Origin of the sequence: Paraburkholderia sp. BR10936, assembly GCF_040965735.1 — a bacterium.
Lineage (GTDB): Bacteria > Pseudomonadota > Gammaproteobacteria > Burkholderiales > Burkholderiaceae > Paraburkholderia > Paraburkholderia nodosa_A.
Genome location: NZ_JBFRCM010000003.1, coordinates 246,100 through 270,486, shown reverse-complemented (window position 1 = coordinate 270,486; position 24,387 = coordinate 246,100). Strand labels below are relative to the sequence as shown.

At 63.6% G+C, this 24,387-nt stretch carries 21 protein-coding genes, 1 tRNA gene and 1 pseudogene; 13 read left to right on the top strand and 10 right to left on the bottom strand.

Annotated elements, in window-relative coordinates; all coding sequences use genetic code 11:
- The first annotated feature begins 25 nt into the window (after positions 1 to 25).
- Positions 26 to 403 carry a thioredoxin family protein gene (locus AB4Y36_RS07750; protein ID WP_342949129.1) on the top strand — a complete coding sequence of 126 codons (378 nt, stop codon included), beginning with the start codon at positions 26 to 28 and terminating at the stop codon, positions 401 to 403.
- Between the two features lie 257 nt (positions 404 to 660).
- Positions 661 to 3,318: a DNA topoisomerase III gene (locus AB4Y36_RS07745; RefSeq protein ID WP_069264587.1), complete on the top strand. Its 2,658-nt coding sequence runs from the start codon at positions 661 to 663 to the stop codon at positions 3,316 to 3,318.
- 107 nt (positions 3,319 to 3,425) lie between these two features.
- Here AB4Y36_RS07745 and AB4Y36_RS07740 read toward each other — a convergent pair whose 3' ends face one another.
- Both AB4Y36_RS07740 and AB4Y36_RS07735 read right to left on the bottom strand, forming a co-directional pair.
- The gene (locus AB4Y36_RS07740) at positions 3,426 to 4,535 is read right to left on the bottom strand and encodes a LysR family transcriptional regulator (protein ID WP_069264585.1); all 1,110 of its coding nucleotides are present in this window, start codon (positions 4,533 to 4,535) and stop codon (positions 3,426 to 3,428) included.
- 315 nt (positions 4,536 to 4,850) lie between these two features.
- Positions 4,851 to 6,701, bottom strand: a complete 1,851-nt coding sequence (locus tag AB4Y36_RS07735) for a phosphoenolpyruvate carboxykinase (GTP) (RefSeq protein WP_368682670.1) — start codon at positions 6,699 to 6,701, stop codon at positions 4,851 to 4,853.
- 428 nt (positions 6,702 to 7,129) lie between these two features.
- Here AB4Y36_RS07735 and AB4Y36_RS07730 point away from each other — a divergent pair, with 428 nt between their 5' ends.
- The gene (locus AB4Y36_RS07730) at positions 7,130 to 8,143 is read left to right on the top strand and encodes a D-2-hydroxyacid dehydrogenase family protein (RefSeq protein ID WP_368682669.1); all 1,014 of its coding nucleotides are present in this window, start codon (positions 7,130 to 7,132) and stop codon (positions 8,141 to 8,143) included.
- Positions 8,144 to 8,216: 73 nt separating this feature from the next.
- Here AB4Y36_RS07730 and AB4Y36_RS07725 read toward each other — a convergent pair whose 3' ends face one another.
- Together AB4Y36_RS07725 and AB4Y36_RS07720 are read right to left on the bottom strand one after the other, a co-directional pair.
- Positions 8,217 to 9,095: a patatin-like phospholipase family protein gene (locus AB4Y36_RS07725; RefSeq protein ID WP_342949131.1), complete on the bottom strand. Its 879-nt coding sequence runs from the start codon at positions 9,093 to 9,095 to the stop codon at positions 8,217 to 8,219.
- A 48-nt stretch (positions 9,096 to 9,143) separates the two neighbouring features.
- Entirely contained in the window at positions 9,144 to 9,548 is a 405-nt protein-coding gene (locus AB4Y36_RS07720; RefSeq protein WP_028203232.1) for a PaaI family thioesterase, read from the bottom strand.
- Between the two features lie 262 nt (positions 9,549 to 9,810).
- Between AB4Y36_RS07720 and AB4Y36_RS07715 the strand changes: the two genes are divergently transcribed.
- Positions 9,811 to 9,886 (top strand) — tRNA-Lys (locus AB4Y36_RS07715).
- Between the two features lie 70 nt (positions 9,887 to 9,956).
- Here AB4Y36_RS07715 and AB4Y36_RS07710 read toward each other — a convergent pair.
- On the bottom strand, positions 9,957 to 10,214 hold the full coding sequence (locus AB4Y36_RS07710) for a hypothetical protein (protein ID WP_069264577.1): 258 nt from the start codon (positions 10,212 to 10,214) through the stop codon (positions 9,957 to 9,959).
- Between the two features lie 332 nt (positions 10,215 to 10,546).
- Positions 10,547 to 10,741, bottom strand: coding sequence for a hypothetical protein (locus AB4Y36_RS07705; RefSeq protein ID WP_069264575.1), 195 nt, complete (start codon positions 10,739 to 10,741; stop codon positions 10,547 to 10,549).
- Positions 10,742 to 11,069: 328 nt separating this feature from the next.
- Between AB4Y36_RS07705 and adh the strand changes: the two genes are divergently transcribed.
- The 5 genes from adh (at position 11,070) to AB4Y36_RS07680 (ending at position 14,909) form a co-directional block, all read left to right on the top strand.
- Positions 11,070 to 12,590 carry an aldehyde dehydrogenase gene (gene adh / locus AB4Y36_RS07700; protein WP_368682668.1) on the top strand — a complete coding sequence of 507 codons (1,521 nt, stop codon included), beginning with the start codon at positions 11,070 to 11,072 and terminating at the stop codon, positions 12,588 to 12,590.
- Positions 12,591 to 12,692: 102 nt separating this feature from the next.
- Entirely contained in the window at positions 12,693 to 13,073 is a 381-nt protein-coding gene (locus AB4Y36_RS07695; protein ID WP_368682667.1) for a DUF779 domain-containing protein, read from the top strand.
- Between the two features lie 103 nt (positions 13,074 to 13,176).
- Positions 13,177 to 13,656: a GyrI-like domain-containing protein gene (locus AB4Y36_RS07690; RefSeq protein WP_069264570.1), complete on the top strand. Its 480-nt coding sequence runs from the start codon at positions 13,177 to 13,179 to the stop codon at positions 13,654 to 13,656.
- 276 nt (positions 13,657 to 13,932) lie between these two features.
- On the top strand, positions 13,933 to 14,061 hold the full coding sequence (locus AB4Y36_RS07685; RefSeq protein ID WP_368682666.1) for a hypothetical protein: 129 nt from the start codon (positions 13,933 to 13,935) through the stop codon (positions 14,059 to 14,061).
- Between the two features lie 176 nt (positions 14,062 to 14,237).
- Positions 14,238 to 14,909 (top strand): SagB/ThcOx family dehydrogenase, encoded by a 672-nt coding sequence (locus AB4Y36_RS07680; RefSeq protein ID WP_342949135.1) that lies wholly within the window; start codon positions 14,238 to 14,240, stop codon positions 14,907 to 14,909.
- 75 nt (positions 14,910 to 14,984) lie between these two features.
- On the opposite strand, the gene gyrB is transcribed toward AB4Y36_RS07680, so the two are convergent.
- From gyrB to dnaA, 3 genes are all read right to left on the bottom strand, one after another.
- Positions 14,985 to 17,459 carry a DNA topoisomerase (ATP-hydrolyzing) subunit B gene (gene gyrB / locus AB4Y36_RS07675; protein ID WP_069264566.1) on the bottom strand — a complete coding sequence of 825 codons (2,475 nt, stop codon included), beginning with the start codon at positions 17,457 to 17,459 and terminating at the stop codon, positions 14,985 to 14,987.
- 113 nt (positions 17,460 to 17,572) lie between these two features.
- Positions 17,573 to 18,676 (bottom strand): DNA polymerase III subunit beta, encoded by a 1,104-nt coding sequence (dnaN, locus tag AB4Y36_RS07670; protein WP_028203240.1) that lies wholly within the window; start codon positions 18,674 to 18,676, stop codon positions 17,573 to 17,575.
- Between the two features lie 275 nt (positions 18,677 to 18,951).
- Complete coding sequence (gene dnaA, locus AB4Y36_RS07665; RefSeq protein WP_069264564.1) at positions 18,952 to 20,535, bottom strand: chromosomal replication initiator protein DnaA; 1,584 nt, start codon at positions 20,533 to 20,535, stop codon at positions 18,952 to 18,954.
- A 423-nt stretch (positions 20,536 to 20,958) separates the two neighbouring features.
- On the opposite strand from dnaA, the gene rpmH reads away from it, so the two are divergent.
- The 4 genes and pseudogenes from rpmH (at position 20,959) to yidC (ending at position 23,748) form a co-directional block, all read left to right on the top strand.
- A complete protein-coding gene (gene rpmH, locus AB4Y36_RS07660; protein WP_026120950.1) occupies positions 20,959 to 21,093 on the top strand; it encodes a 50S ribosomal protein L34 in 135 nt (44 codons plus the stop codon).
- Between the two features lie 91 nt (positions 21,094 to 21,184).
- A pseudogene (gene rnpA, locus AB4Y36_RS07655) lies at positions 21,185 to 21,607 on the top strand (ribonuclease P protein component); the annotation flags it as partial.
- A gap of 203 nt (positions 21,608 to 21,810) precedes the next feature.
- Complete coding sequence (gene yidD / locus AB4Y36_RS07650) at positions 21,811 to 22,041, top strand: membrane protein insertion efficiency factor YidD (RefSeq protein ID WP_028203242.1); 231 nt, start codon at positions 21,811 to 21,813, stop codon at positions 22,039 to 22,041.
- 30 nt (positions 22,042 to 22,071) lie between these two features.
- Positions 22,072 to 23,748: a membrane protein insertase YidC gene (gene yidC / locus AB4Y36_RS07645; protein ID WP_342949138.1), complete on the top strand. Its 1,677-nt coding sequence runs from the start codon at positions 22,072 to 22,074 to the stop codon at positions 23,746 to 23,748.
- A 135-nt stretch (positions 23,749 to 23,883) separates the two neighbouring features.
- On the opposite strand, the gene AB4Y36_RS07640 is transcribed toward yidC, so the two are convergent.
- Complete coding sequence (locus tag AB4Y36_RS07640) at positions 23,884 to 24,303, bottom strand: helix-turn-helix transcriptional regulator (protein ID WP_069264560.1); 420 nt, start codon at positions 24,301 to 24,303, stop codon at positions 23,884 to 23,886.
- Positions 24,304 to 24,387: the final 84 nt, after the last annotated feature.

Sequence of the window (24,387 nt, the reverse complement as noted above, 5' to 3'; positions counted from 1 at the left end):
ATATAAGAGAACGCAAGGAACGACCATGCCCGCGCTAGACCTCGACACCGACGCCGACCAGATCGCCGAGCGCGTCAGCAATCAGGACACGCTGTTCGTCGCGTGCCTGTGCGCGCAATGGTGCGGGACGTGCCGCGACTACCGTGCCACGTTCGACCGCATCGCCGAGGCGCATCCCGATGTCTGCTTTGCGTACATCGACATCGAAACCCATGCCGACCGCTTCGACGATCTCGATGTCGAGAACTTCCCGACCATCCTGATCGAGGACGGTCACGCCACGCGCTTTTTCGGCACGGTCCTGCCGCACGCCGCCGTGGTCGAGCGCATGCTTTCGGACCTCACGGCGCTACCGGGCGTGTCCGACGCGCCCAAGCTGCGCCCCGTCCTGAGCGCGGTTTGAGCGCACCCAGCATCTGACCCCGACCAGGCACACCGCTTGCCGCGCGGCCTGGCGCGCCCTTATGATTGGGCGCCCTGGAGGGTGCGCGGGTGTCGTCATGAGATGACGCAAAAATCGACGCCGACGCGCCATGTGCTATAAAGCGGTCGAGAACGGCCCCCCGAGCGGGGCAGCAACGCCGGGCATCGCGCCCAAGCGCCCATTCAGGCGGCATCGGCCCCGGGGGCGCCAACCGGAACACCCACAAGCAACCAGTCATGTCCAAAGCTCTGATCATCGCCGAGAAGCCGTCCGTCGCGAACGACATCGCGCGCGCGCTGGGCGGTTTTACCAAGCATGACGAGTACTACGAGAGCGACGACTACGTACTCTCGTCGGCAGTCGGCCATCTGCTGGAAATCGCAGCGCCGGAAGAATACGAGGTCAAGCGCGGCAAGTGGAGCTTCGCTCACCTGCCCGTGATCCCGCCGCACTTCGACCTGAACCCGATCGCCAAGAGCGAATCGCGGCTCAAGGTGCTCAACAAGCTGATGAAGCGCAAGGACGTCACGCAACTCATCAATGCCTGCGACGCGGGGCGCGAGGGCGAGCTGATCTTCCGCCTGATCGCGCAGCACGCGAAGGCGAAGCAGCCGGTCCAGCGCCTGTGGCTTCAGTCGATGACGCCGCAGGCGATCCGCGACGGCTTCGCGAACCTGCGCAGCGACCACGACATGCAGCCGCTCGCCGACGCCGCCCGCTGCCGCTCGGAAGCCGACTGGCTCGTCGGCATCAACGGCACGCGCGCGATGACCGCCTTCAACAGCAAGGGCGGCGGCTTCTTCCTCACGACGGTTGGCCGCGTTCAGACGCCGACCTTGTCGATCGTCGTCGAACGCGAAGAGAAAATCCGCCGTTTCATCCCGCGCGACTATTGGGAAGTGCGTGCGGAGTTCGTCTGCGCGAGCGGCTTCTACGAAGGCCGCTGGTACGACCCGAAATTCAAGAGGGACGAGTTCGATCCGGAAAAGCGCGATTCGCGCCTCTGGAGCCTGCCGGCCGCCGAGACCATCGTTGCGGCCTGCCATGGCCGCGAAGGCACGGTCAGCGAGGAATCGAAGCCGTCCACCCAGCTCTCGCCCGCGCTCTTCGACCTGACGAGCCTGCAGCGTGAAGCGAACGGCCGCTTCGGCTTTTCTGCCAAGAACACGCTCGGCCTCGCTCAGGCGCTGTACGAAAAGCACAAGGTGCTCACCTACCCGCGTACCGACTCGCGCGCGCTGCCCGAGGATTACATGGGCACGGTGAAAGAGACGCTCGAGATGCTCAAGGAGAGCAACAACTACCTGCCGCACGCCAAGCAGGTGCTCGACAAGGGCTGGGTGAAGCCGAACAAGCGCATCTTCGACAACTCGAAGATCAGCGACCACTTCGCCATCATCCCCACGCTGCAGGCGCCGAAGTCGCTCTCGGAGCCCGAGCAGAAGCTGTACGACCTCGTCGTGAAGCGCTTCCTCGCCGTGTTCTTCCCGGCGGCGGAATATCGTGTCACCACGCGTATCACCGAAGTCGCAGGGCATCACTTCAAGACCGAAGGCAAGGTGCTGGTCGAGCCGGGCTGGCTGCAGGTCTATGGCCGCGACGCGGGCGGCGACGACGCCAATCTCGTGCCGGTGAAGAAGGACGAGAAGGTCAAGACCGACAAGATCGCGGCGCACCAACTCGTGACCAAGCCGCCTGCGCGCTACAACGAAGCGACGCTGCTCTCGGCCATGGAAGGCGCGGGCAAGCTCGTGGACGACGAAGAGCTGCGCGAGGCCATGGCCGCCAAGGGCCTGGGTACGCCGGCCACGCGCGCGGCGATCATCGAAGGTCTGCTCGGCGAAAAGTATCTCGTGCGCGAAGGCCGCGAACTGATCCCGACGGCCAAGGCGTTCCAGCTCATGACGCTGTTGCGCGGTCTCGGCGTGAAAGAACTGACCGCGCCGGAACTCACCGGCGAATGGGAGTACAAGCTTTCGCAGATGGAGCGCGGCAAACTCCCGCGTGACGCGTTCATGCAGGAAATCGCCCGCATGACGCAGACCATCGTGAAGCGCGCGAAGGAATACGACTCGGACACGATCCCCGGCGACTACGCGACGCTGCAAACGCCGTGTCCGAATTGCGGCGGCCAGGTGAAGGAAAACTATCGCCGCTTCGCCTGCACGAAGTGCGAGTTCTCGATCTCGAAGATTCCGGGCGGCCGCCAGTTCGAAATCCCCGAAGTGGAAGAACTGCTGCAGAACAAGACGATCGGCCCGCTCTCGGGCTTCCGCAGCAAGATGGGCCGGCCGTTCTCTGCCATCCTCAAGCTCTCGTTCGACGACGAAATCAAGAACTACAAGCTCGAGTTCGACTTCGGCCAGGACTCCGGCGCCGAAGACGGCGAAGCGCCCGACTTCTCGCAGCAGGAGCCGGTGGGCGCGTGCCCGAAGTGCAAGGCACGCGTGTACGAGCACGGCATGAGCTACGTGTGCGAGCACTCGGTCGCGAATCCGAAGACCTGCGACTTCCGCTCGGGCAAGGTGATCCTGCAGCAGGAGATCGCGCGCGACCAGATGGCCAAGCTGCTTGCCGAAGGCCGCACCGACTTGCTGACCAACTTCAAGTCGTCACGTACGGGCCGCAACTTCAAGGCTTTCCTCGTCAAGCAGCCGGACGGCAAGATCGGCTTCGAGTTCGAGAAGAAGGAGCCGAGCGCGAAGACGGCGGCCAAGACGGCCGCGAAGAAGTCGGCTGCCTCGGCTGAGGCGACGAACGATGCCGCGAACGACGCGGCGGATTCGGCCGAAGAAGGCAAGGCGAAACCCGCGCGCAAGACGGCGGCCGCCAAAGCCGCACCGGCACGCAAGACCGCCGCCCGCAAGACGCCGGCGCGCAAGACAGGGTCGTAAAGCCGTCCCTTCCCGGGCCGTCGCCGGCCCGCTCGCAACAGGCAAAAAGGCGCAGCTTCTCTCGAAGCTGCGCCTTTTTTATCGACCGATGAACGGCGATATCGGGCTTATAGCGGCGAGATCGCCGAAGTCCGGGTACGCGCTGCCGAAGCGCGCGCCGCCTTCGGCGCGCGTTCGCCGTCCGTGCCGTTGTGCTCGCTGTCGTGCAGGCTACCGCCCGGCGCTGGCTGCACGCCATCGTAGTCGTCGCCCGCAACGCCGTTGCGCGCCGCCACTGCCGGACGTGCAAGACCGTCCTTGACCCACTGCTCGCCAAGCTGGCTGTTCGGCGTCTGGCTGAAGTGCTCGACGAGATGGTCGATGAACGTGCGCACCTTGGCCGGCAGGTGACGCCGGCTCGGATACGCGACGTTGATCTCCACCTGCGGCAGACGATAGTCGCCAAGCAGCCGCACGAGGCGCCCGCGCGTCATGTCGCGACCGATCAGGTAGCTCGGCAGGATCGCGATGCCCATGCCGAGCAGCGCGAACTGGCGCAGCATCTCGGTGTTGTTCGCCACGATCACATTGGTCGGACGCACGCGGATTTCGCCGTCCGGACCCGTGAAGACGCGCTCGTCCCCCCAGTACTCGGAGGGCAGCGAGAGGCTCGGGTGCTCCATGAGATGCTCGGGGCGCGTGGGCGTGCCGTGCTTTTCGAGGTACGCGGGCGTCGCGCACACCGTCATGCAACCGGTGGTGAGGCGGCGCGTGACGATGCTGGCGCTGCGCATCTGGCGTGCGGTCACGACGCCCAGATCGAAGCCCTCTTCGACGAGATCGACCTGACGGTCCACCAGCGTGACGTCGGGAATGACCTGCGGATAGCGCTGCGTGTAGGTCTGCAGCACCGGAGCGAGGTTGTGGAGCCCGAACACGACCGGCGCGACGATGCGCAGCGTGCCGACAGGTTCGTGATTGCGCGCGACGACCATCTGTTCGACATCCTCGAGCTCATCGAGGATCTGGCGGGCGCGCTCGAGATAGACCTGACCCGATTCGGTCAGGGAGAGACTGCGGGTCGTGCGGTTGAGCAACCGCGTGCCGAGTCGACCTTCGAGGTCGGCAACGTGCCGCGTCGCAACTGCGTTGGAGATATCCATCGCGGAAGCGGCCCGGGCGAAACTGCCGAGGTCGGCCACTTTGACGAATACTCGCATCGACTGCAAATGATCCATGAGACAACTCCTGCCTGTTACTACCCCGCTGTTAATCAGCGGAGGAAACCGCGAATTCTCCTACGACAGCAGAAATCGTGCAGAAGTTGCCTCCGAAGCCCTTATTTTCTTTACGATTTCTTCGACTGCACCCCAAAATGCATTAACACAGGTCCGATTATTACTTCGAACGAAACAATTTTGCGCGTTGCAGCGAAATAGTCGCTCTAACGCCGAACAGACGTGCCTCTGCACCGCACCACTGCATTCGACCCCGGAAATAAAAATGGCCGCCCTCGGGCGGCCATCCAGATAGTGAGCGCTCACATTACATGATTAGAGACGCGTTTCCAGCGTCTTGCGAGCATCCTTCAACACTTGCGGCAACCCATGAGCGAGCTTGTCGAACAGCTCGGCGTGCAGCGCGAGTTCGGCGCGCCAGGCGTCGGCGTCCACTGAAATCACCTGTTCGAACTGCTCCTGCGTAAAGTTCAGGCCGCTCCAGTCGAGGTCGCCGTAGCGCGGCGACACGCCGAATGCATGCTCGTCGCCTATGGCCTTGCCCTCGATACGGCGCACCATCCACTCGAGCACGCGCATGTTCTCGCCGAAGCCCGGCCACACGAACTTGCCATCCGGCCCCTTGCGGAACCAGTTCACGCAGAAGATGCGCGGCACCGTCGCACCGGCCTTGGCGAGGCGCTCGCCCACGTCGAGCCAATGCCCGAAGTAGTCGGCCATGTTGTAGCCGCAGAACGGCAGCATCGCGAACGGATCGCGCCGCACCACGCCCTGCTGCCCCGCGGCCGCGGCCGTGGTCTCCGAGCCCATGGTCGCGGCCATGTAGACGCCCTCGGTCCAGTCGCGCGCCTCGGTCACGAGCGGCACCGTGGTCGAACGGCGGCCGCCGAAGATGAACGCATCGATGGCCACGCCCTTCGGGTTCTCCCACTCGGGATCGATCGACGGGCACTGCGACGCGGGCGCCGTGAAGCGCGCGTTCGGATGCGCGGCCTTGCGGCCCGTTTCCTTGCCGATGGCGGGCGTCCAGTCGTTGCCGAGCCAGTCGATCACGTGCGCGGGTGGTTCGTCGGTCATGCCTTCCCACCAGACGTCGCCGTCGTCGGTGAGCGCAACGTTCGTGAAGATCACGTTCTCCTTGAGCGTCGCCATGGCGTTGAAATTGGTCTTCTCACCGGTGCCCGGCGCCACGCCGAAGTAGCCGGCCTCGGGGTTGATGGCGTAGAGACGGCCATCGGCGCCGGGCTTGATCCACGCAATATCGTCGCCGATCGTGGTGATTTCCCAGCCGTTCATGGCAGGCGGCGGAATCATCATGGCGAAGTTGGTCTTGCCGCACGCCGACGGGAACGCCGCCGCGACGTGGTACTTGCGGCCTTCCGGCGAACGCACGCCGAGAATCAGCATGTGTTCGGCGAGCCAGCCTTCGTCGCGGCCCATGGTCGAAGCGATGCGCAGCGCGAAGCACTTCTTGCCGAGCAGCGCATTGCCGCCGTAGCCCGAGCCGTAGCTCCAGATCTCACGCGTTTCCGGGAAGTGGACGATGTACTTCGTCTTGTTGCACGGCCACGGCACGTCCCGCTCGCCCGCTGCGAGCGGCGCGCCCACGCTGTGCACGCACGGCACGAACGGGCCGTCTTCGCCGAGCACGTCGTACACGGCGCGGCCCATGCGCGTCATGATGCGCATGTTCACGGCCACGTAGGGGCTATCGGAAAGCTCCACGCCGATATGCGCGATCGGAGAGCCGAGCGGGCCCATCGAGAACGGCACGACATACATCGTGCGGCCGCGCATCGCGCCTGCGAACAGGCCGTCGAGCGTCGCGCGCATTTCGGCGGGCGCGACCCAGTTGTTGGTGGGGCCGGCATTTTCCTTGGTCGGCGAGCAGATGAACGTGCGATCTTCCACGCGCGCGACGTCCGAGGGGTCGGAGCAGGCGAGATACGAATTCGGACGCTTCTGCGGATTAAGGCGGCGCATCGTGCCGGCCTCGACCATCTGCGCACACAGGCGGTCGTATTCTTCCTGGGAGCCATCGCACCAGACGATGCGATCGGGCTGCGTATGCGCTGCGATTTTCTGCACCCAGTCGACCAGTTTCCGGTGCCGGACCCAGGCGGGCACCTGTGCGGCGGCCTGGGCTTGGTAATCGGGATGGTTCATCGAGCTGTCTCCATTTTTAGGGCTGTAAAAAGAGAATCGGCCCTTTTCAACGCTGCACGCGAGAGGCGCAACTCATTGCGAACCGGATGTCGATGGCAGATCAACATGCGAATCGGTTCGCGCAGTTGGGCAGGTCGTCAAGGTCCTCTAGCCTGGGGTTCGAAACCGTCTGTAAAGCGGCTTGCATCGGAGCCCGACAAGCTGTTAAAAGTTGCGAATTCGCGGCTGATTGCCGCGTCAAAAAACCTGCGTGCGTAGCCTCGGGCTTGCGCAATTGCAATGCCTGCTGCTGCACGCGGCGAGCGACGTGAAGGCTCCCTATATTCATACCAGCCTTCCCGGCGCTGCATAGTGGGATAACCACCAGATGAACACCGAAGTCGCGCTACGAAAGGCGCGATGCAAAACACGCAAAACAACCCGCCGCCATGAAAATTGCCATCCTTGACGACTACCAGGACGCCGTCCGCAAGCTCGACTGCTTTCAACTGCTCGCCGACCACGAGGTCAAGGTTTTCAACAACACGGTCCGCGGCCTCGGCCAACTCGCCAGCCGCCTCGCCGAAGTCGACGCGCTCGTCCTGATTCGCGAACGCACGCGCATCACCTCGCAACTGCTCGACAAGCTCCCCCATCTGCGCATGATCAGCCAGACGGGCAAGGCCGGTCCGCACATCGACATCGAAGCCTGTACCGAGCGCGGCATCGCCGTGCTCGAAGGCACCGGTTCGCCCGTCGCGCCCGCCGAACTCACGTGGGCGCTCATCATGGCCGCGCAGCGCCGCATTCCGCAGTACGTCGCCAACCTCAAGCAGGGCGCGTGGCAGCAGTCGGGCCTCAAGACCTCGGCGATGCCGCCCAACTTCGGCCTCGGCCAGGTGATGCGCGGGCAAACGCTCGGCATCTGGGGCTACGGCAAGATCGGCCGGCTCGTGGCCGGCTACGGCAAGGCCTTTGGCATGCGCGTGCTGGTATGGGGCCGCGAGCATTCGCTCGAAGCGGCGCGCGCCGACGGCTACGAAGCCGCCGCAAGCCGCGAGGCGCTGTTCGAAGAGAGCGACGTCTTGTCGCTACATCTACGCCTGCACGATGACACTCGCGGGATCGTGAAGCAGGAAGACCTGCTGCGCATGAAGCCTACGTCGCTGCTCGTCAACACGAGCCGCGCGGAGCTGATGGAAGAAAACGCGCTGCTCGGCGCGCTCGCGCACAACCGGCCGGGCATGGTCGCGATCGACGTGTACGAGAGCGAGCCGATCCTGCAGGGCTACAGCCTGCTGCGCATGGAAAACGTGATCTGCACGCCGCACATCGGCTATGTGGAGCGCGAGAGCTACGAGCTGTACTTCAGCGGGGCGTTCCGCAACATCCTCGCGTTCGACGCGGGCGATCACGCGAGCGTCGCGAACCCCGAAGCGCTGCAGGGCGGCCGCCGCAAGTAAGCGCGGCGGCACGGGGCGGCGCGCGCCGCCCTTCGTGCGTCTTTCCGTCTGATTTCGATGCGGCCGCGTGCGCTCAGGCGTTAGCGGCCGCTTCCATGACCTCGGGCAAACGCGCGAGGAACCGCTCGCCGTCCACGCGGCCGAGGTTGTACGCGTGCTGCATCTGCTGCGGGCTCGTGTAGTCCCAGCTCGAGATCGGCACCCTGGCCGACGGCTGCACGTAAAGGCGCTGCTGCACGCCCTGCGTTGCCTGATGCCGCACCACGAACATCTGCGGACGCGGATAGAGCCGCGTCACCATCACCAGCACACGGCCGGGCGTGTCGTCGAGCGCGCCGACCGGCACGTTGTCGACCATCCCGCCATCGAGCACCGGTCGGCCGTCACGCCGCAGCACCGGCGTGAACGGCGGCGTGCATGACGACTGCAGGATGAGATCGGCCAGATCCTCCACGCTCGCGCATTCCTGCGCCGTCACGAATTCCGGATGAAACCCGAGCCTGCGCCCGAGCGTCGGGTGCAGCGTCTTGCGGATATGTTTTTCGATGTTGTACGCGATGAGACCCGCCGCCACGGCGCTGCGCGCGCCAAGCCAACGCGGCACATGCGACACGCCGATGCGGATCTCAGGCGCGTCCTGAAGCTGCGTGAACGGCTCGCCGTAGATGTCGAGCAACGCCTGGCGATAGATGCGGTAATGCGGAAACACCGACTCGCCGCGCAGCAGATTGCCCCAGTAGGCGTTGCGCTTGTTGTGGCGCAGCGCTTCCTCGTAATAACGCATGACCCAGTCGGCGTCGCGCGTGTAGAGCATGCACGCGGTGGCCGCGCCCGCCGAGATGCCCGTAATGACGCGCGGGCGAATGCGCAGCTCGGGCTGGACGATGTCCCAGAACCCCGCCTGCCACCAGCAGCGATTGCCGCCGCCGGCGAAAACCACCTGATCGAACATGCCTTCTACGTCCTTCGAAGCGACCGAAACCGATCGGAAGCGCCAAGCTTAATCGAGCAGCGCGTAGGTCGAGGTCGCGTGCACCGCCATGCGGCCGTCTTCGTCGTAGAGTTCTATTTCACCGAACACCAGATTGCGGCCCATGCGCAGCACGCGCGCCGTCACGAGCACGTCGCCCTTGCGCACCGCGCGCATGAAATTGGTGTTCAGCGCAACAGTCGTCATGGGCTTGAAGCCGCCGAGCGCGGCCGTGATCGCGACGATCATGGCCGTATCCGCCGCCGCCATGAACACCTGGCCGCAGATCACGCCGCCCGAATGGCGCAGCTCGCCGGAAAACGGCAGGCGCAAGGTGGCGCTGTCTTCCGAGACCTCGACGGGCTTCATCCCGAGCGCGCGCACCCAAGGGGCCAGCACGCGCTCCAGCAGCGCGTCGATTGCGTTGTCGTCCATCGTTTGCCTTTGTGGATTGCCGTGCGACGTTTCCAGCCGATCGCAGCCGACCTTGGCGAACCGGGGCGGTGCACAGCGACTAGCTCGAAACCTGGTTTGACCCAAGCGTGGCGACATCATACCGGGACGGCACGGCGCCCGTGGTAAAGGCACAAACGCTCGCGCACACGGAGCCTGCACCGCATCGACAAACTATTTTCAGATAATTTGCAGAAGGGACTTGCCAAGCCCGGAAAAGTCCTGCATAATCTTTCTTCTGTTGGGGGCGTTAGCTCAGTTGGTAGAGCAGCGGACTCTTAATCCGTAGGTCGAGTGTTCGAGTCACTCACGCCCCACCAGCGAATTCAGCCAAAAAGCCCGATCCTTGCGATCGGGCTTTTTGCATTTCTCCGCGGCCACGGGCCTGAACTACTTCACGCGCCTCACATGACGCGACGTCCGCTTCGGACGCGGCAGCCAGCGGCCGAGCGCCTCGAAGCCGTCGAGCTGGCGCAGCAGCGTATCGACGGTCGAAAGCTGAACGTGAGTCAGATGGTTTTGCTTGAGAAGCGCGTGCAAGCGCTTGCGCCAGTACGCGACACCCATCACCGGCATTTCGAAATCGCCAGCCAGCGACGGTGGCATCACGCGCGCGATGTGCGCGATTTCCTGTTCGACGAATGTCATGGCCTTCCCCGTTGTCCTGCCGTGGTTTCTTATCGTATGAAGTACTGTAGGACGCTCCGGGGCGCTCGCCAGCCTACCCGTATAGATAGGTAACCAATAGTCCGACTAAATAGGGGATGGACGCCGCTGAAAGCGGCGCCTCGCTGCCCGACGCTTGCGCTTCGCCGGTCACCGGCAAGCCGGTCTTTCACTTTCCACGCTTGCCAGGTCCGAGACGCCATGGATGGCGAAAAACTTCGGAATCCGGACCATCGAAGTCCGCTCCGCATGCTTCGCTTTTCGGACTCTCTTCGGCATCACGCTCGCTATCCAGATCGTCCAGCCGCCAGCGCTCAGAGGAACGGCTTGCCGTCCACCTGTTCATAGACGACGTTGCCGTCGTCGTCTTCGAACTGCTCCAGGTAGTTACGGGCGCCACACAGCGGACACCGGAACAAGGGCCCCTGCCCTTCGTTCTTGATCACGACCTCGCTCTGTTCCCACGGGGTGCCGCACGACTGGTTGCGGCAAACGAATGTACTCGACATGCAAACTCTCCTGACTGTTACGGGTGCAAAGCCTACCGCAAGTGCGGCCCGCGCGCCGCAAATCTCCGACTCCCGCCGCAATTACGCTCCTAGGCTGTTCACTTCCTGAGCAGTTGGCCGCCCTTCTGTTCCGGCCTGACGCAATCCTTTCTCCGACCTGAAGGCTCGCGCGCAGCGCATTCGCGCGGCATGACGCGCTGGGCCTCGACCGCCCGGCAAAGCGCCGCTGCGCCGCCGCGCTGGCATGGTTCTCGCGTTAGCGTGCCGCGGTAGCGCGGCCTCGCCGCGTCCATCCATATCGAGATCGAGAACACAGAGGAGCACGCAGATGAATCACGCGGACATGCAATTCCTGACTACCGAATTCCCGTACAAGAAGCAGTATGGCAACTTCATCGGCGGCGAATGGGTCGCGCCGCTCGGCGGCGAGTATTTCGACGATATTTCGCCGATCACCGGTCACGCGTTCACGTCCATCCCGCGCTCGCGCGAAGCCGACATCGAACTCGCGCTCGACGCCGCACACAAGGCCAAAGCCGCCTGGGGCAAGACTTCGCCCACCGAGCGCGCGAATATCCTCAACCGCATTGCCGATCGCATCGAGCAGAACCTCCACAAGCTCGCCGTGGCCGAGACCATCGACAACGGCAAGCCGCTGCGCGAAACGCTCGCCGCCGACATCCCGCTCGCCGCCGACCATTTCCGCTATTTCGCGGGCTGCGTGCGCGCGCAGGAAGGCGGCATCTCGGAGATCGATCACGATACGGTCGCGTATCACTTCCATGAGCCGCTGGGCGTGGTCGGCCAGATCATTCCGTGGAACTTCCCGATTCTCATGGCCGCGTGGAAGCTCGCGCCCGCGCTCGCGGCCGGTAACTGCGTCGTGCTCAAGCCCGCCGAGCAGACGCCCGCATCGTTCCTCGTGCTCACCGAGCTGATTCAGGACCTGCTGCCGGCCGGCGTGCTCAACGTGGTGAACGGCTTCGGCCTCGAAGCCGGCAAGCCGCTCGCCTCGAACAAGCGCATCGCCAAGATCGCCTTCACGGGCGAAACCACCACGGGCCGCCTCATCATGCAGTATGCGAGCCAGAACATCATTCCCGTGACGCTGGAGCTCGGCGGCAAGAGCCCGAACATCTTCTTCGCCGACGTGCTCGACCATGACGACAGCTATTTCGACAAGGCGCTCGAAGGCTTCGCGATGTTCGCGCTCAACCAGGGCGAGGTGTGCACGTGCCCGTCGCGTGTGCTCATCGACGAGAAGATCTATGACCGCTTCATGGAGCGCGCGCTCAAGCGCGTCGCGGCGATCCAGCAAGGCCACCCGCTCGACACGAAGACGATGATCGGCGCGCAGGCCTCGCAGGAGCAGCTCGAGAAGATTCTCTCGTATATCGACCTCGGCAAGCAGGAAGGCGCGCAGTGCCTGATTGGCGGCGAGCGCAACAGCCTCGCCGGCGAACTCGGCGAGGGCTATTACGTGAAGCCCACTGTCTTCCGCGGCCACAACAAGATGCGCATCTTCCAGGAAGAGATTTTCGGACCCGTGGTGTCCGTCACCACCTTCAAGACCGAAGAGGAAGCACTGGAAATCGCCAACGACACGCTCTACGGCCTCGGCGCAGGCGTGTGGACGCGCGACGGCACGCGTGCCTACCGCTTCGGGCGCGCGATCCAGGCGGGGCGCGTGTGGACCAACTGCTACCACGCATACCCGGCGCACGCGGCGTTCGGCGGCTACAAACAGTCGGGCATCGGGCGCGAGAACCACAAGATGATGCTCGACCACTACCAGCAGACGAAGAACCTGCTCGTGAGCTATAGCGAGCAGCCGCTCGGGTTCTTCTGAACGCACTGCGTGCCCTGAGCGTCGCGCGCGTTGGTTGGCGGTCGAGAGGCCGCAATTGCGCGCGACGCCCCCTTCGTAGCCTCTCGAGAGGAGCGTCACGACATGGTCGAACGCGTTACCGCCACGCCGGCCGCGCTCGCGCTGATCGAGCGGTTGGCGCGCGAGCACGGGTCCCTGCTCTTTCACCAGTCGGGCGGCTGCTGCGACGGCAGCGCGCCCATGTGCTTTCCCGTCGGCGAGTTCATGGTCGGCAATGCCGACGTGCAGTTGGGAGAAATCGGCGGGATGCCGTTCTATATGACCCAGGCGCAGTTTGAATACTGGCAGCACACCCAGCTCATCATCGACGCCGTGCCAGGCAACGGCGGCATGTTTTCGCTCGAACGACCCACGGGCCTGCGCTTTCTCACGCGCTCGCGGCTCTACGACGACGAAGAGAACGCGTGGCTCGAGGCGCATCCGGTGACACGCGTGAGTTCGTGACGCTCGAGCGCCCGGCACGCCAGGGGCGTCGCACCGGGCGTGGTGCTATCTTGGTTCGCAGGCGCTGCGCCATCGCGCGGCCATCGCACCAGGAGACGCCATCATGCAAAACCACGACGTGAAACTACTCACCCTCGAGCCGATGGACCTGCTCGCCGTCAGCCACGTGGGTCCGTACATGAAGATCGGCGACGCGTTCTACACGCTCGCGCAATGGCTCGGCGAGCGCAACGTGCGCACGTCCGGCTCGAAGATGGTCGGCATCTATTACGACGATCCCAATACGGTCGACGAGTCGAAGCTGCGCTCGAAAGCGGCGCTGCATCTGGGGCACGAAACCGACGTGGAGATCGTGGCGCCCGTTGAGAAGTTCCAGCTGCGCGGCGGCGAGCACGCGATGATGCTGCACAAGGGGCCGTATCAGGCGCTAGGCCAGGCGTGGATCTGGTTTTATAACGAAGGGCTCAATAAGCTCGGACGCACGCCGGACTTTTCGGCGCCTTCGTTCGAGGTTTATCTGAATACGCCCGATGAGGCGGCGCCGGACGATTTGAAGACGGAGCTTTATATCCCGCTCGCATAAGGCAGCCGATTCGGACGTTTCGAACGATGCCGCCGGGACGTCTTACGGCGGCATCTTCGTTTCCGATGCGAGGGTTCTAAGGTTTTAATAACGTATGTATACGTAAACGTAGTAATAGTTAACAAGCCCCTGGGTATTCTGTGGATAACCCCGGAAAACCATTGAGTAAACAAGGCTGTGGAAAAACCATAACCGTGCGGGCGTTAACGGGACAACACGAGGCAGCTGCTGGCAACTTTTCCACAGTTTGCGTGCAGACGAAGTTATCCCCGATTCATGCACAGTGATTTCCAGGGGTTTTCCGGCAGTTATCCGCTGGGGGCTGTGGATAGTGCAGAACGCGAATTGCCGCTGTCTTCCACACAAAAAGATGGCGCCTTCAAGGGCGCTTTTTCGCTGCTGTAAATCGCGATGTTGAATCGGACCTCGCAATCTCGAATTTACGGTCTATAACTTCTGCGAGTGGGCCAGTGGTGACTATTGATCAAATTGCGCCATGGTCCGGGTGTCGCTCTAAAACGTGAAATAGTGAAAATCGCGAAGGCCGTCGAGGCCTGCTCCGTCACTCATGGAGGCGCCGGATGAAACGCCGTGAACTGCTGGCCGCGCTGGCTGCGGGCGCAATGACCCAGGTTTCCACCAGCCAGGCGCAGGAGAGCCCGGCGAAGTACACCAATGAGATCGCACTGCCCAAGCCCAAAGTCTCCGGCACGGTCTCTCTCGAGGATGCCATCCAGCGGCGCCGGTCCGTACGCAGGTTCCGGTCCGACGCGTTGCCTGTCGAGACCATCGGGCAGCTGCTGTGGGCCGGCCAGGGCGTGACCAGCCCGGACGGCAAGCGCGCGGCGCCTTCGGCCGGCGCTTTGTTTGCGCTTGAACTCTACATGGTGACCGCCGCAGAGGTGATGCACTACGTGCCTCAAGGCCACCGCGCGCAGACGCGAGCGACGCCCGACATGCGCCCCAAGCTGCAAGCGCTAGCACTCAACCAGGCGTCTGTCGGGGCGGCGCCGGCCTTGATCGTGGTGGCTGCCGATCCCGGCCGGCTCAAGCAGCGGTATGGGGCGAGAGCCGGCGTGTATAGCGATCTGGAGGCCGGGCACGCCGCCCAGAACATGCTGCTGCAGGCCGTTGCGCTCGGGCTCGTCGCCGTGCCCGTGGGCGCGGTCGATGGGCCGCAGGCAGCGCACGCGCTCGGTTTGCCGGCCGGGCAGAGCGTCGTCTATGTCATCCCGGTGGGTTTCGCGGCTTGAGTTGCGGCGTGAGGCCGTACAAAAAACAAACGCCCGGGAAACCGGGCGTTTGTTGTTCAATGCAGGCGTAGACGATCAAACGTCGATATTCCCCGCCCGCAGCGCATTGCTTTCGATAAACGCGCGACGCGGCTCGACGTCGTCGCCCATGAGCGTCGTGAAGATGCCGTCGGCAGCGATCGCGTCTTCGATCTGCACGCGCAGCAGACGCCGCACCGTCGGGTCCATCGTCGTCTCCCACAGCTGCCCGGGGTTCATCTCGCCAAGCCCCTTATAGCGCTGCTTCGACACGTTGCGCTCGGCGTCGGCGATCAGCCACTTCATCGCGCTCTTGAAGTCGTTCACGGCCATGCTGCGCTCGCCGCGCTTGATCACGGCGTTCTTGCCGATCAAGCCCTTGAAGGTATTGGCCGTGTTCACGAGCTGCTGATAGTCGGCGGTGAGCTGGAACTCCTCGTCGATCACCGAGACCTTCACGTTGCCGTGATGGCGGCGCTCCACGCGCAGCGAACGTTGCTCGCGCACCTGGTCGTACATCGGCACGACGCTCACTTCAGGCTTGAGCGGATCGTCGCGCAGCTGCGCTTCGAGTGCACGCGCCGAAGCCTCGGTCGAGGCTTCGCTCGACAGGTCGATCGCCACGCCGTCCATGATCGCTTCGAGCGCACGCTCGTCGTACAGACGCGAGAGACGATCCACCACGCCGCGCGCAAGCTGGTACGAGCGCGCGAGTTCGCCGAGCGCGTCGCCGGAGATCGGCGTCGCGCCTTCGCTCGGCATGAGCTCCGAGCCTTGCAGCGCCAGACGCAGCATATGCGCGTTGAGCTCCGAATCGTCCTTGAGATAACGCTCGTCCTTGCCCGCCTTGAGCTTGTACAGCGGCGGCTGCGCGATATACACGTAGCCGCGCTCGATCATCTCCGGCATCTGGCGATAGAAGAACGTGAGCAGCAGCGTGCGGATGTGCGCGCCGTCCACGTCCGCGTCAGTCATGATGATGATGCGGTGATAGCGCAGCTTGTCCAGGTTGTAGTCGTCCTTGCCGATGCCGCAGCCGAGCGCGGTGATTAGCGTGACGATCTGCTCGGAAGACAGCAGCTTGTCGTAGCGGGCCTTTTCGACGTTCAGCACCTTGCCGCGCAGCGGCAGGATCGCCTGGAACTTGCGATCGCGGCCTTGCTTGGCCGAGCCGCCTGCCGAGTCGCCCTCGACGATATAGACCTCCGACTTCGCCGGATCCTTTTCCTGGCAGTCGGCGAGCTTGCCCGGCAGGCCCACGCCGTCGAGCACGCCCTTGCGGCGCGTCATTTCGCGCGCCTTGCGCGCGGCGTCACGCGCGCGCGCGGCGTCGACGATCTTGCCGCAAATGGTCTTCGCGTCGTTCGGCGTTTCGAGCAGGAACTCTTCGAGCGCCTTTGCCACGACGTCTTCGACCGGCGCGCGCACTTCCGAGGAAACCAGCTTGTCCTTCGTCTGCGAGCTGAACTTCGGCTCCGGCACCTTCACCGAAAGCACGCACGACAACCCTTCGCGCATGTCGTCGCCCGAGGTTTCCACCTTGGCCTTCTTGGCGATTTCGTTGTCGGCGATGTACTTGTTGATCACGCGCGTCATCGCCGCGCGCAGGCCGGTCAAGTGCGTGCCGCCGTCACGCTGCGGGATGTTGTTCGTGAAGCACAGCACGCTTTCGTTGTAGCTGTCGTTCCACTGCATCGCCACTTCGACGCCCACGCCGTCCTTCTCGCCCGAGATGTAGAAGATGTTCGGGTGCAGGACCTGCTTGGCCTTGTTGATGTACTCGACAAAGCCCTTCACGCCGCCCGCGAAAGCGAAATCGTCTTCCTTGCCCGTGCGCTGGTCGGTCAGGCGAATGCGCACGCCGTTGTTCAGGAACGAGAGCTCGCGAATACGCTTGGCGAGAATGTCGTAGTGGTACTCCACGCTGCCGAAGATGGTTTCGTCGGCCATGAAGTGCACTTCGGTGCCGCGATTTTCGGTGTCGCCGAGCAGTTGCATGGGCGAGACCGTGTGGCCGTCGCGCTCTTCGAGCACACGATTCTGCGGCACGCCACGGTGAAATTCCATGAAGTGCTTCTTGCCGTTGCGGCGCACCGTGAGGCGCAGGAAGCTCGAAAGCGCGTTCACGCACGACACGCCCACGCCGTGCAGACCGCCCGAGACCTTGTAGCTGTTCTGGTCGAACTTGCCGCCCGCGTGCAGCTCGGTCATGACGATTTCGGCGGCGCTGCGCTTCGGATCGTGCTTGTCGTCCATCTTCACGTCCGTGGGAATGCCGCGGCCGTTGTCGGTGATCGAGATGGAGTTGTCCGCGTGGATCACCACGCGGATGTCGTTACAGTAGCCGGCGAGGGCCTCGTCGATCGAGTTGTCCAGCACTTCGAAGACGAGATGGTGCAGACCGGTGCCGTCCGACGTGTCGCCGATGTACATCCCGGGCCGCTTGCGCACTGCCTCCAGACCTTCGAGGATCTGGATCGACGAGGCGCCATAGCTGCTGTTGTCGGGTTGCGAGTTGTTCGTATCAGTCATGGAATTTTCCGGTTCTGCGTACTGCCTGTGTTACTGCTCGAGACTTTTTCAAAAAGCCATAAAAACGCCAAAGGGGCGCAGCGCCCCCTGGTGTTCTTCTTCTGTCGCGCTTTTTAGATGCGCATCGGCATCACCACGTACTTGAATTCCTCGTTCTCGGGAATCGTGATGAGTGCGCTGGAGCTGGCGTCGCCGAGGCTCACTTCCAGCGTGTCGACCTTCAGGTTCGCGAGTACGTCGAGCAGATACGTGACGTTGAACCCGATGTCGATGGTGTCGCCCTGGTAGGCGATTTCCAGCTCTTCCTGCGCCTCTTCCTGGTCGGCGTTGGTCGACATGATCTTGAGCTGGCCCGGCTCGATGATGCAGCGCACGCCCTTGAACTTGTCGGACGTGAGAATCGCCGCGCGCTGCAGCGAGCGTTGCAGTTCTTCGCGGCCGATCTGGAAGGTGTTCTTGTGCGCCTTCGGGATCACGCGCTGGAAGTCGGGGAACTTGCCTTCCACGAGCTTCGAGACGAGCTCGACCTGGCCGAACGTGAACTTGACCTGGGTCGAACCGATGTCGATCTTCAGCACGTCGTCGATGTCTTCGAGCAGGCGCTGGAGTTCGAGAATGGTCTTGCGCGGGATGATGACTTCCTGGCGCGCGAACGAGCCTTCGATCTTCATCGAGGAGAATGCGAGGCGGTGGCCGTCGGTGGCGACTGCCATGAGCTGGTCGCCGTCCACGACGAGCAGCATGCCGTTCAGGTAGTAACGGATGTCCTGCTGCGCCATGGCGAAATACACCATGCCGAGCAACTGGCGGAACGTCTTCTGCGGCACCGCGAGGTTCGCGCCGAAGTCCTTCGCCTGCGCCACCGTGGGGAACTCGTCCGCGGCGAGCGTTTGCAGGGCGAAGCGGCTCTTGCCCGACTGCACCGTGAGGCGCTTGTCCGCGAGCGTGAGCGTGACCTGGCCGTCGGGCATCGCGCGCAGGATGTCGAGCAGCTTGCGTGCGGCGACGGTCGTGGCCACCTGGTCGTTGCCGACGCCGAAGTCGGCGGTCGTGGTGATCTGCAACTCGAGGTCGGTCGACAGGAACGAGACGTCGGAACCGGTTTTGGTGATCAGCAGATTGGCGAGGATCGGCAACGTATGGCGGCGTTCGACAATGCCGCTCACCGTTTGCAGCGGCCTCAGCAGGTTATCGCGTTCGGTCTTGACCAGTTGCATAGAGTTCCTTCGTTGATGTGACGGACTGCGCGCCCGCCTGGCGCCGGTTTTGCCGACGTGACCCCACGAAAGTCACGCGGCTTTGGCGCCGCTCAGGCGGTTAATGCGGCACAGGCCGCGGCGGTGGTTCCCGCCCCGGACCGCCGGGCGGTTAAACCCATATTGTGCCTGAAAACGGACCACTTCCCTAAATTGGGGGCGATCCGCGAAATAAACAGGGCAAACCTTTCGGGATACGACGTCCGCCCCGCCATTGCGCTGCCGCCTGATGCGTCTTACCCCTTCAGCGTCTGCTCGAGCACGTGCAGCTCGTGATTGAGCTGGGCGTCCTTGGTGCGTTCGTCGGCGATCTTGCGCACGGCGTGCAGCACCGTGGTGTGGTCGCGGCCGCCGAACAGTTCGCCGATTTCCGGCAGGCTCTTCTGCGTGAGCTCCTTGGCCAGATACATGGCGATCTGGCGCGGGCGCGCGATGTTCGCCGGGCGCTTCTTCGAATACATGTCGGCGACCTTGATGCTGTAGAAGTCCGCCACCGTCTTCTGGATGTTTTCGACCGAAATCTGGCGGTTCTGCACCGTCAGCAGGTCCTTGAGCGCTTCCTTGGTCAGCTCGATCGAGATCTCGCGGCCGTGGAACTTCGAATACGCGAGGATCTTGCGCAGCGCGCCTTCGAGTTCGCGCACGTTCGAGCGCAGGTGCTTCGCGACGAAGAACGCCACGTCCTCGTTCAGGCTCACGCCTTCCGATTGCGCCTTGCGCATCAGAATGGCCACGCGCATTTCGAGCTCCGGCGGCTCGATCGCCACGGTCAGGCCCGAGTCGAAGCGCGAGATCAGACGGTCGTCGATACCCGAGATTTCCTTCGGATACGTATCGCTCGTGATGATCACCTGCGCCTTGTTGGCGACGAGCGCCTCGAACGCATAGAAGAACTCTTCCTGCGTGCGCGACTTGCCCGAGAAGAACTGAATATCGTCGATCAGCAGCAGGTCGAGCGAGTGGTAGTAACGCTTGAAGTCGTCGAATGCCTTGCGCTGGTAGGCCTTCACCACGTCGGACACATACTGTTCCGCGTGGATGTAGCGGATGCGCGCGCCCGGCTTGTCGAGCAGGAGCTGGTTGCCGATCGCGTGGATCAAGTGGGTCTTGCCAAGGCCCACGCCGCCGTAGAGGAACAGCGGGTTATACGAGATCCCGGGGTTGTCGGCGACCTGGATGGCGGCCGCGCGCGCGAGCTGGTTCGCCTTACCCGTCACGAAGTTGTCGAACGTGAGCACCGGGTTGAGCTTCGAGCGCTCGTAGGTCGGGTCCGGCTCGCCGCTCGAAGCGGCCGCAGCCGCGCCCTGGCCCGGACGCCATGTGCGGCGGCCGGCGGCGGCTTCGTTGGCGTCGAGGCTCGGCAGATCGAGGTCGGCGGCGTCATCGGCCGTGGCCTGCGCGGCGGCGGCCGACGCGGCATGCACCATGCCCGCGAGTCCCGTCCCGCCCGTCACGGCGGCCGGCTGCGGCGCGGCGGCTGCGCTCATGACCGATGCGGACGCCGGCGCGGCAGCCAGCGGCGCGCGCGACGCGGCGGCGGGCGCCGGTGCGACGTGAGGCGCGCGCATGCCCGCCTTCGGGTCGAGGACGAACTGCACGTCGACGGGGGTCTGCCAGAAGTCGCGCGCCAGATCGGTGATCCGGCCCGAGAACTGGCTCTTGACCCAGTCGAGCTTGAAACGGTTGGGAGCGGCTATCTGCAGCGTGTTCGCCGCAGCATCGAAGGCAACCGGGGCCAACGGTTTAATCCACGTCACGTACTGCTGGGGCGTTAGCTCACGCTCCAGTAGTGCGGAACAGTGTTGCCAGAATTCGTTCATCGAGTTGCTGTGGTCGTTTTGTTTGCATGCGTTGCGGTCGCCCCGCTCTTGTCGCACGGATGCGACGAGGCCCTGACGAGGCGACGGCAATGGCTCCGGAAGCCCGCGCGGCAAAGGTCTTGCGGCAAGCAGGCGGGCCGGAGCGGCATGCAGGATTCTTGGGATAGGCGAGATTCTAACGCCGAAATCCCCTCACCAGGAAGTTATCCACAGGGACGGATCAACGCACGCTCGTTCGTGCCCTCACCACGGCCGATGCAGGCGCTGCGCTGCCGTTCGAGAAGGTTCGATCGCCTAAGCTATTGACGGCCAACGAAAAACCGGCTTAAATAGCGGGTTCCTCGAAAACCAATCCCTAGTACCACCGGCCATTGCCTTTTTCCGCGATGCTCGCCGCGGTCATAACTCAACAGTGAGAGCAACATGAAACGTACTTTCCAACCTTCCGTTACCCGTCGCAAGCGTACCCACGGTTTCCGCGTGCGCATGAAGACCGCTGGTGGCCGCAAAGTGATCAACGCACGCCGTGCGAAGGGTCGCAAGCGCCTCGCCGTCTAAGTCGGGCAGCATCGCTATCAGCGAAATCACGGGTAGCGGCCCGCTCGCGAGCACGGCGAACAGGACGAACCTGGTAACTGATCGGGGCGTCATGCCGTCGCGAACGCAAGCCGCTTTTCCGAAAGCCGCAAGGCTACTGAAAACGGATGAGTTCTCATCCGTTTTTCGTTTGCGCCCCTGGCGCCGCACCGAGCACTTCGTCGTGTACGGCCGGCCCACCGGCAACGAGGCGCGGCTCGGGCTCGTGATCGGCAAGAAGTACGCACCGCGCGCGGTCACGCGCAACCTGGTGCGCCGCATTGCCCGTGAAGCGTTTCGTGTGCGCCGGGCGCAGTTCGAAGGGTTCGACCTGCTGCTGCGCCTGCATACGAAGTTCGACCGCAAGGCGCTGCCGGGCGCGTCTTCGCCGGGGCTCAAAGCTTTGTGCCGCGGCGAGATCGAAACGCTGCTCGAAAAGGCCGCGCGCGAAGTCACGCGGCGTGGCGGCGCTGCGCCTGCGACATCTGCGCGCACCCCTTGCGCAACGCAGGCTGCGGCACCAAGTGAGCAGGCAGCCGGGGAACCGGCGCAGGCCCAGGCCGGTAAAGATTTGCCGCCGGACGAGAGCAAGACCCGCGCATCATGAGCGGGGCGCGCGAGTCCGGCATATCCGACGTAGCCGCCGCGCAAGCGGCACGTGGTTCGTCATCGAACGCGGCGCAGCCAGGCCGCAACGCCATGCAAACGGTATTGATCGCACTGCTGCGTTTCTACAAGCTTGCCGTGAGTCCCCTCCTCGGCAGCCGGTGCCGTTTTTATCCTTCCTGTTCGGATTACGCACGCGAGGCAATCCAGTATCATGGCGCCGCGCGTGGGACTTACCTCGCCGCGCGGCGACTGTGCCGCTGCCATCCGTTTTCGGCGGGCGGCGTCGATCTCGTCCCGCCTGCATCTCCGAAAAAGCGCTGACGCGCCATTCCATCGACACTGAGACAACGCATGGATATCAAACGCACCGTCCTATGGGTCATCTTCTTCATGTCAGCTGTCATGCTGTACGACAACTGGCAGCGCGACCATGGACGCCAGTCGATGTTCTTCCCGAACGCGACGCAAACGCAGACGCAATCCGCCTCGAGCGGCCCTGCGCCGGCTAGCGCCGCCAACGGCGCGTCCGACCTGCCGACGGCCGCTGCCGCCGCGGGCCAGGCGCCGACGAACACCGCCCAGCCGGCTGCAGCCGCAGCACAGCTCGTTCACTTTCGCACCGACGTCTACGACGGCGTGATCGACACGCGCGGCGGCACGCTCGTGAAGCTTTCGCTCGTGAAGGAAAGCGCCGACGGCAAGGGTCCCGACCAGTACATCACGTTGTTCGACCACACGAACGACCACACGTACCTCGCGCGCACCGGCCTGCTCGGCGGCGACTTCCCGAACCACAACGACGTGTTCACGGCAGTCGAAGGCCCGCGCGAGCTGACCGGCGACGCCAACTCCTTCCAGATCGCGCTGCAGTCGCCCGAGAAAGGCGGCGTGAAGGTCACCAAGACCTACACGTTCACGCGTGGCAGCTACGTGATCGGCGTGGACTGGAAGGTGCAGAACGTCAGTGGCGCGCCGGTTTCGCCCACGCTCTACATGGAAATCGTGCGTGACAGCCAGCCGGTCGAAACGCCGCGCTTCTCGCACACCTTCATCGGGCCGGCGGTGTACTCGAACGAGCATCACTTCCAGAAGATCACGTTCGGCGACATCGACAAGAACAAGGCCGACTTCGTGACCCAGGCCGATAACGGCTGGATCGCGATGGTGCAGCACTACTTCGCGACCGCGTGGATTCCGCAGCAAGGCGTCAAGCGCAGCATCTACGTCGAGAAGTTCGACAACGCGCTCTATCGCGTGGGCATGAAGCAGCCGCTCGGTACGATCGCACCGGGTGCAACGAATACCGTGCAGGCACGCCTCTTCGCAGGTCCCCAGGAAGAGCGCATGCTCGAAGGCGTCGCGCCGGGCCTGGAGCTCGTGAAAGACTACGGCTGGGTGACGATCATCGCCAAGCCGCTCTTCTGGCTGCTCGAGAAGATCCACGGTTACGTGGGCAACTGGGGCTGGTCGATCGTGCTGCTCACGCTGCTCATCAAGGCCGTGTTCTTCCCGCTCTCCGCCGCCAGCTACAAGTCGATGGCGCGCATGAAGGAAATCACGCCGCGCATGCAGGCGCTGCGCGAGCGCTTCAAGAGCGACCCGCAGAAGATGAACGCAGCGCTCATGGAGCTCTACAAGACGGAGAAGGTGAATCCGTTCGGCGGCTGTCTGCCGGTGGTGATCCAGATCCCGGTGTTCATTTCGCTGTACTGGGTGCTGCTCTCGTCGGTGGAAATGCGCGGTGCGCCGTGGATTCTCTGGATTCACGACCTCTCGCAGCAGGACCCGTTCTTCATCCTGCCGGTGCTGATGGCCGTCTCGATGTTCGTGCAGACCAAGCTCAACCCGACGCCGCCGGACCCCGTCCAGGCGAAAATGATGATGTTCATGCCGATCGCGTTCTCGGTCATGTTCTTCTTCTTCCCGGCCGGCCTCGTGCTGTACTACGTCGTGAACAACGTGCTGTCGATCGCGCAGCAGTACTACATCACGCGCATGATGGGTAAGGGCAAGAAGAAGCCCGCCTGAGTGCCGGGGCGGCAGTGATGCCGCCACCTGAATCCAGGCTCGAAAAAAAGCCGTCCGGTGCGAACCGGACGGCTTTTTGCGTTATCGGACCGCCATTTCCTTGACGGCGCAGAGCGCAGCGTTCGTGTGTGCGCGTTAGTTCTTCTCGGCGTCGCCGTAGAATTGGGCAACCAGTTCCTGCACGAGATAGCGGTGATGGGCGCTGAGCGATTCGATCTTCGAGGCCAGTTCGAGCGTTTCCTCGGAAACCGGATATTTGCCGTCAGGCTTGCGCGGCCTCGGCACGCCAGAGCCGGCATTGCCCGGAGGCCCGTAGTGCAGCCAGTGGATGTCCACGTCGAACCATTTCGCCAGCGTCTCCAGCTTGTCCTGCGTGGGAATGGTGCGACCGCTCAGCCACTTGTGAGCGGTTTGCGGCGAAACCGGATGCTCGCCGTGATGGCGCAGATTGAACCGGTTCGCCAGGTCGGTGCTGCCGCGTAGCTTTTCGGGCGCGCGCTTCATGGCGAATCTGAGACGTTCGGCAAAAGCGGCTTTTTCGTTGGTGGTCGGCATGGGCCAGATTGTGCAACCCGAAATTGCCGAAGATGACAACCAGTTAGGTTATATTTAACGTATAAAAGCGATAATTCACCTGCT

Bases quoted from the DNA above. Each gene is read 5' to 3' on its own strand.
- adh (WP_368682668.1), top strand. From the start codon at position 11,070: ATGAATCACGCGGACATGCAATTCCTGACTACCGAATTCCCGTACAAG.
- AB4Y36_RS07725 (WP_342949131.1), bottom strand. From the start codon at position 9,095: ATGTTCGATCAGGTGGTTTTCGCCGGCGGCGGCAATCGCTGCTGGTGG.
- gyrB (WP_069264566.1), bottom strand. From the start codon at position 17,459: ATGACTGATACGAACAACTCGCAACCCGACAACAGCAGCTATGGCGCC.
- AB4Y36_RS07695 (WP_368682667.1), top strand. From the start codon at position 12,693: ATGGTCGAACGCGTTACCGCCACGCCGGCCGCGCTCGCGCTGATCGAG.
- yidD (WP_028203242.1), top strand. From the start codon at position 21,811: ATGCAAACGGTATTGATCGCACTGCTGCGTTTCTACAAGCTTGCCGTG.
- AB4Y36_RS07640 (WP_069264560.1), bottom strand. From the start codon at position 24,303: ATGCCGACCACCAACGAAAAAGCCGCTTTTGCCGAACGTCTCAGATTC.
- AB4Y36_RS07750 (WP_342949129.1), top strand. From the start codon at position 26: ATGCCCGCGCTAGACCTCGACACCGACGCCGACCAGATCGCCGAGCGC.
- AB4Y36_RS07730 (WP_368682669.1), top strand. From the start codon at position 7,130: ATGAAAATTGCCATCCTTGACGACTACCAGGACGCCGTCCGCAAGCTC.
- AB4Y36_RS07720 (WP_028203232.1), bottom strand. From the start codon at position 9,548: ATGGACGACAACGCAATCGACGCGCTGCTGGAGCGCGTGCTGGCCCCT.
- dnaN (WP_028203240.1), bottom strand. From the start codon at position 18,676: ATGCAACTGGTCAAGACCGAACGCGATAACCTGCTGAGGCCGCTGCAA.
- AB4Y36_RS07685 (WP_368682666.1), top strand. From the start codon at position 13,933: ATGCACAGTGATTTCCAGGGGTTTTCCGGCAGTTATCCGCTGGGGGCT.
- AB4Y36_RS07710 (WP_069264577.1), bottom strand. From the start codon at position 10,214: ATGACATTCGTCGAACAGGAAATCGCGCACATCGCGCGCGTGATGCCA.
- yidC (WP_342949138.1), top strand. From the start codon at position 22,072: ATGGATATCAAACGCACCGTCCTATGGGTCATCTTCTTCATGTCAGCT.
- AB4Y36_RS07690 (WP_069264570.1), top strand. From the start codon at position 13,177: ATGCAAAACCACGACGTGAAACTACTCACCCTCGAGCCGATGGACCTG.
- dnaA (WP_069264564.1), bottom strand. From the start codon at position 20,535: ATGAACGAATTCTGGCAACACTGTTCCGCACTACTGGAGCGTGAGCTA.
- AB4Y36_RS07680 (WP_342949135.1), top strand. From the start codon at position 14,238: ATGAAACGCCGTGAACTGCTGGCCGCGCTGGCTGCGGGCGCAATGACC.
- AB4Y36_RS07745 (WP_069264587.1), top strand. From the start codon at position 661: ATGTCCAAAGCTCTGATCATCGCCGAGAAGCCGTCCGTCGCGAACGAC.
- AB4Y36_RS07735 (WP_368682670.1), bottom strand. From the start codon at position 6,701: ATGAACCATCCCGATTACCAAGCCCAGGCCGCCGCACAGGTGCCCGCC.
- AB4Y36_RS07705 (WP_069264575.1), bottom strand. From the start codon at position 10,741: ATGTCGAGTACATTCGTTTGCCGCAACCAGTCGTGCGGCACCCCGTGG.
- rpmH (WP_026120950.1), top strand. From the start codon at position 20,959: ATGAAACGTACTTTCCAACCTTCCGTTACCCGTCGCAAGCGTACCCAC.
- AB4Y36_RS07740 (WP_069264585.1), bottom strand. From the start codon at position 4,535: ATGGATCATTTGCAGTCGATGCGAGTATTCGTCAAAGTGGCCGACCTC.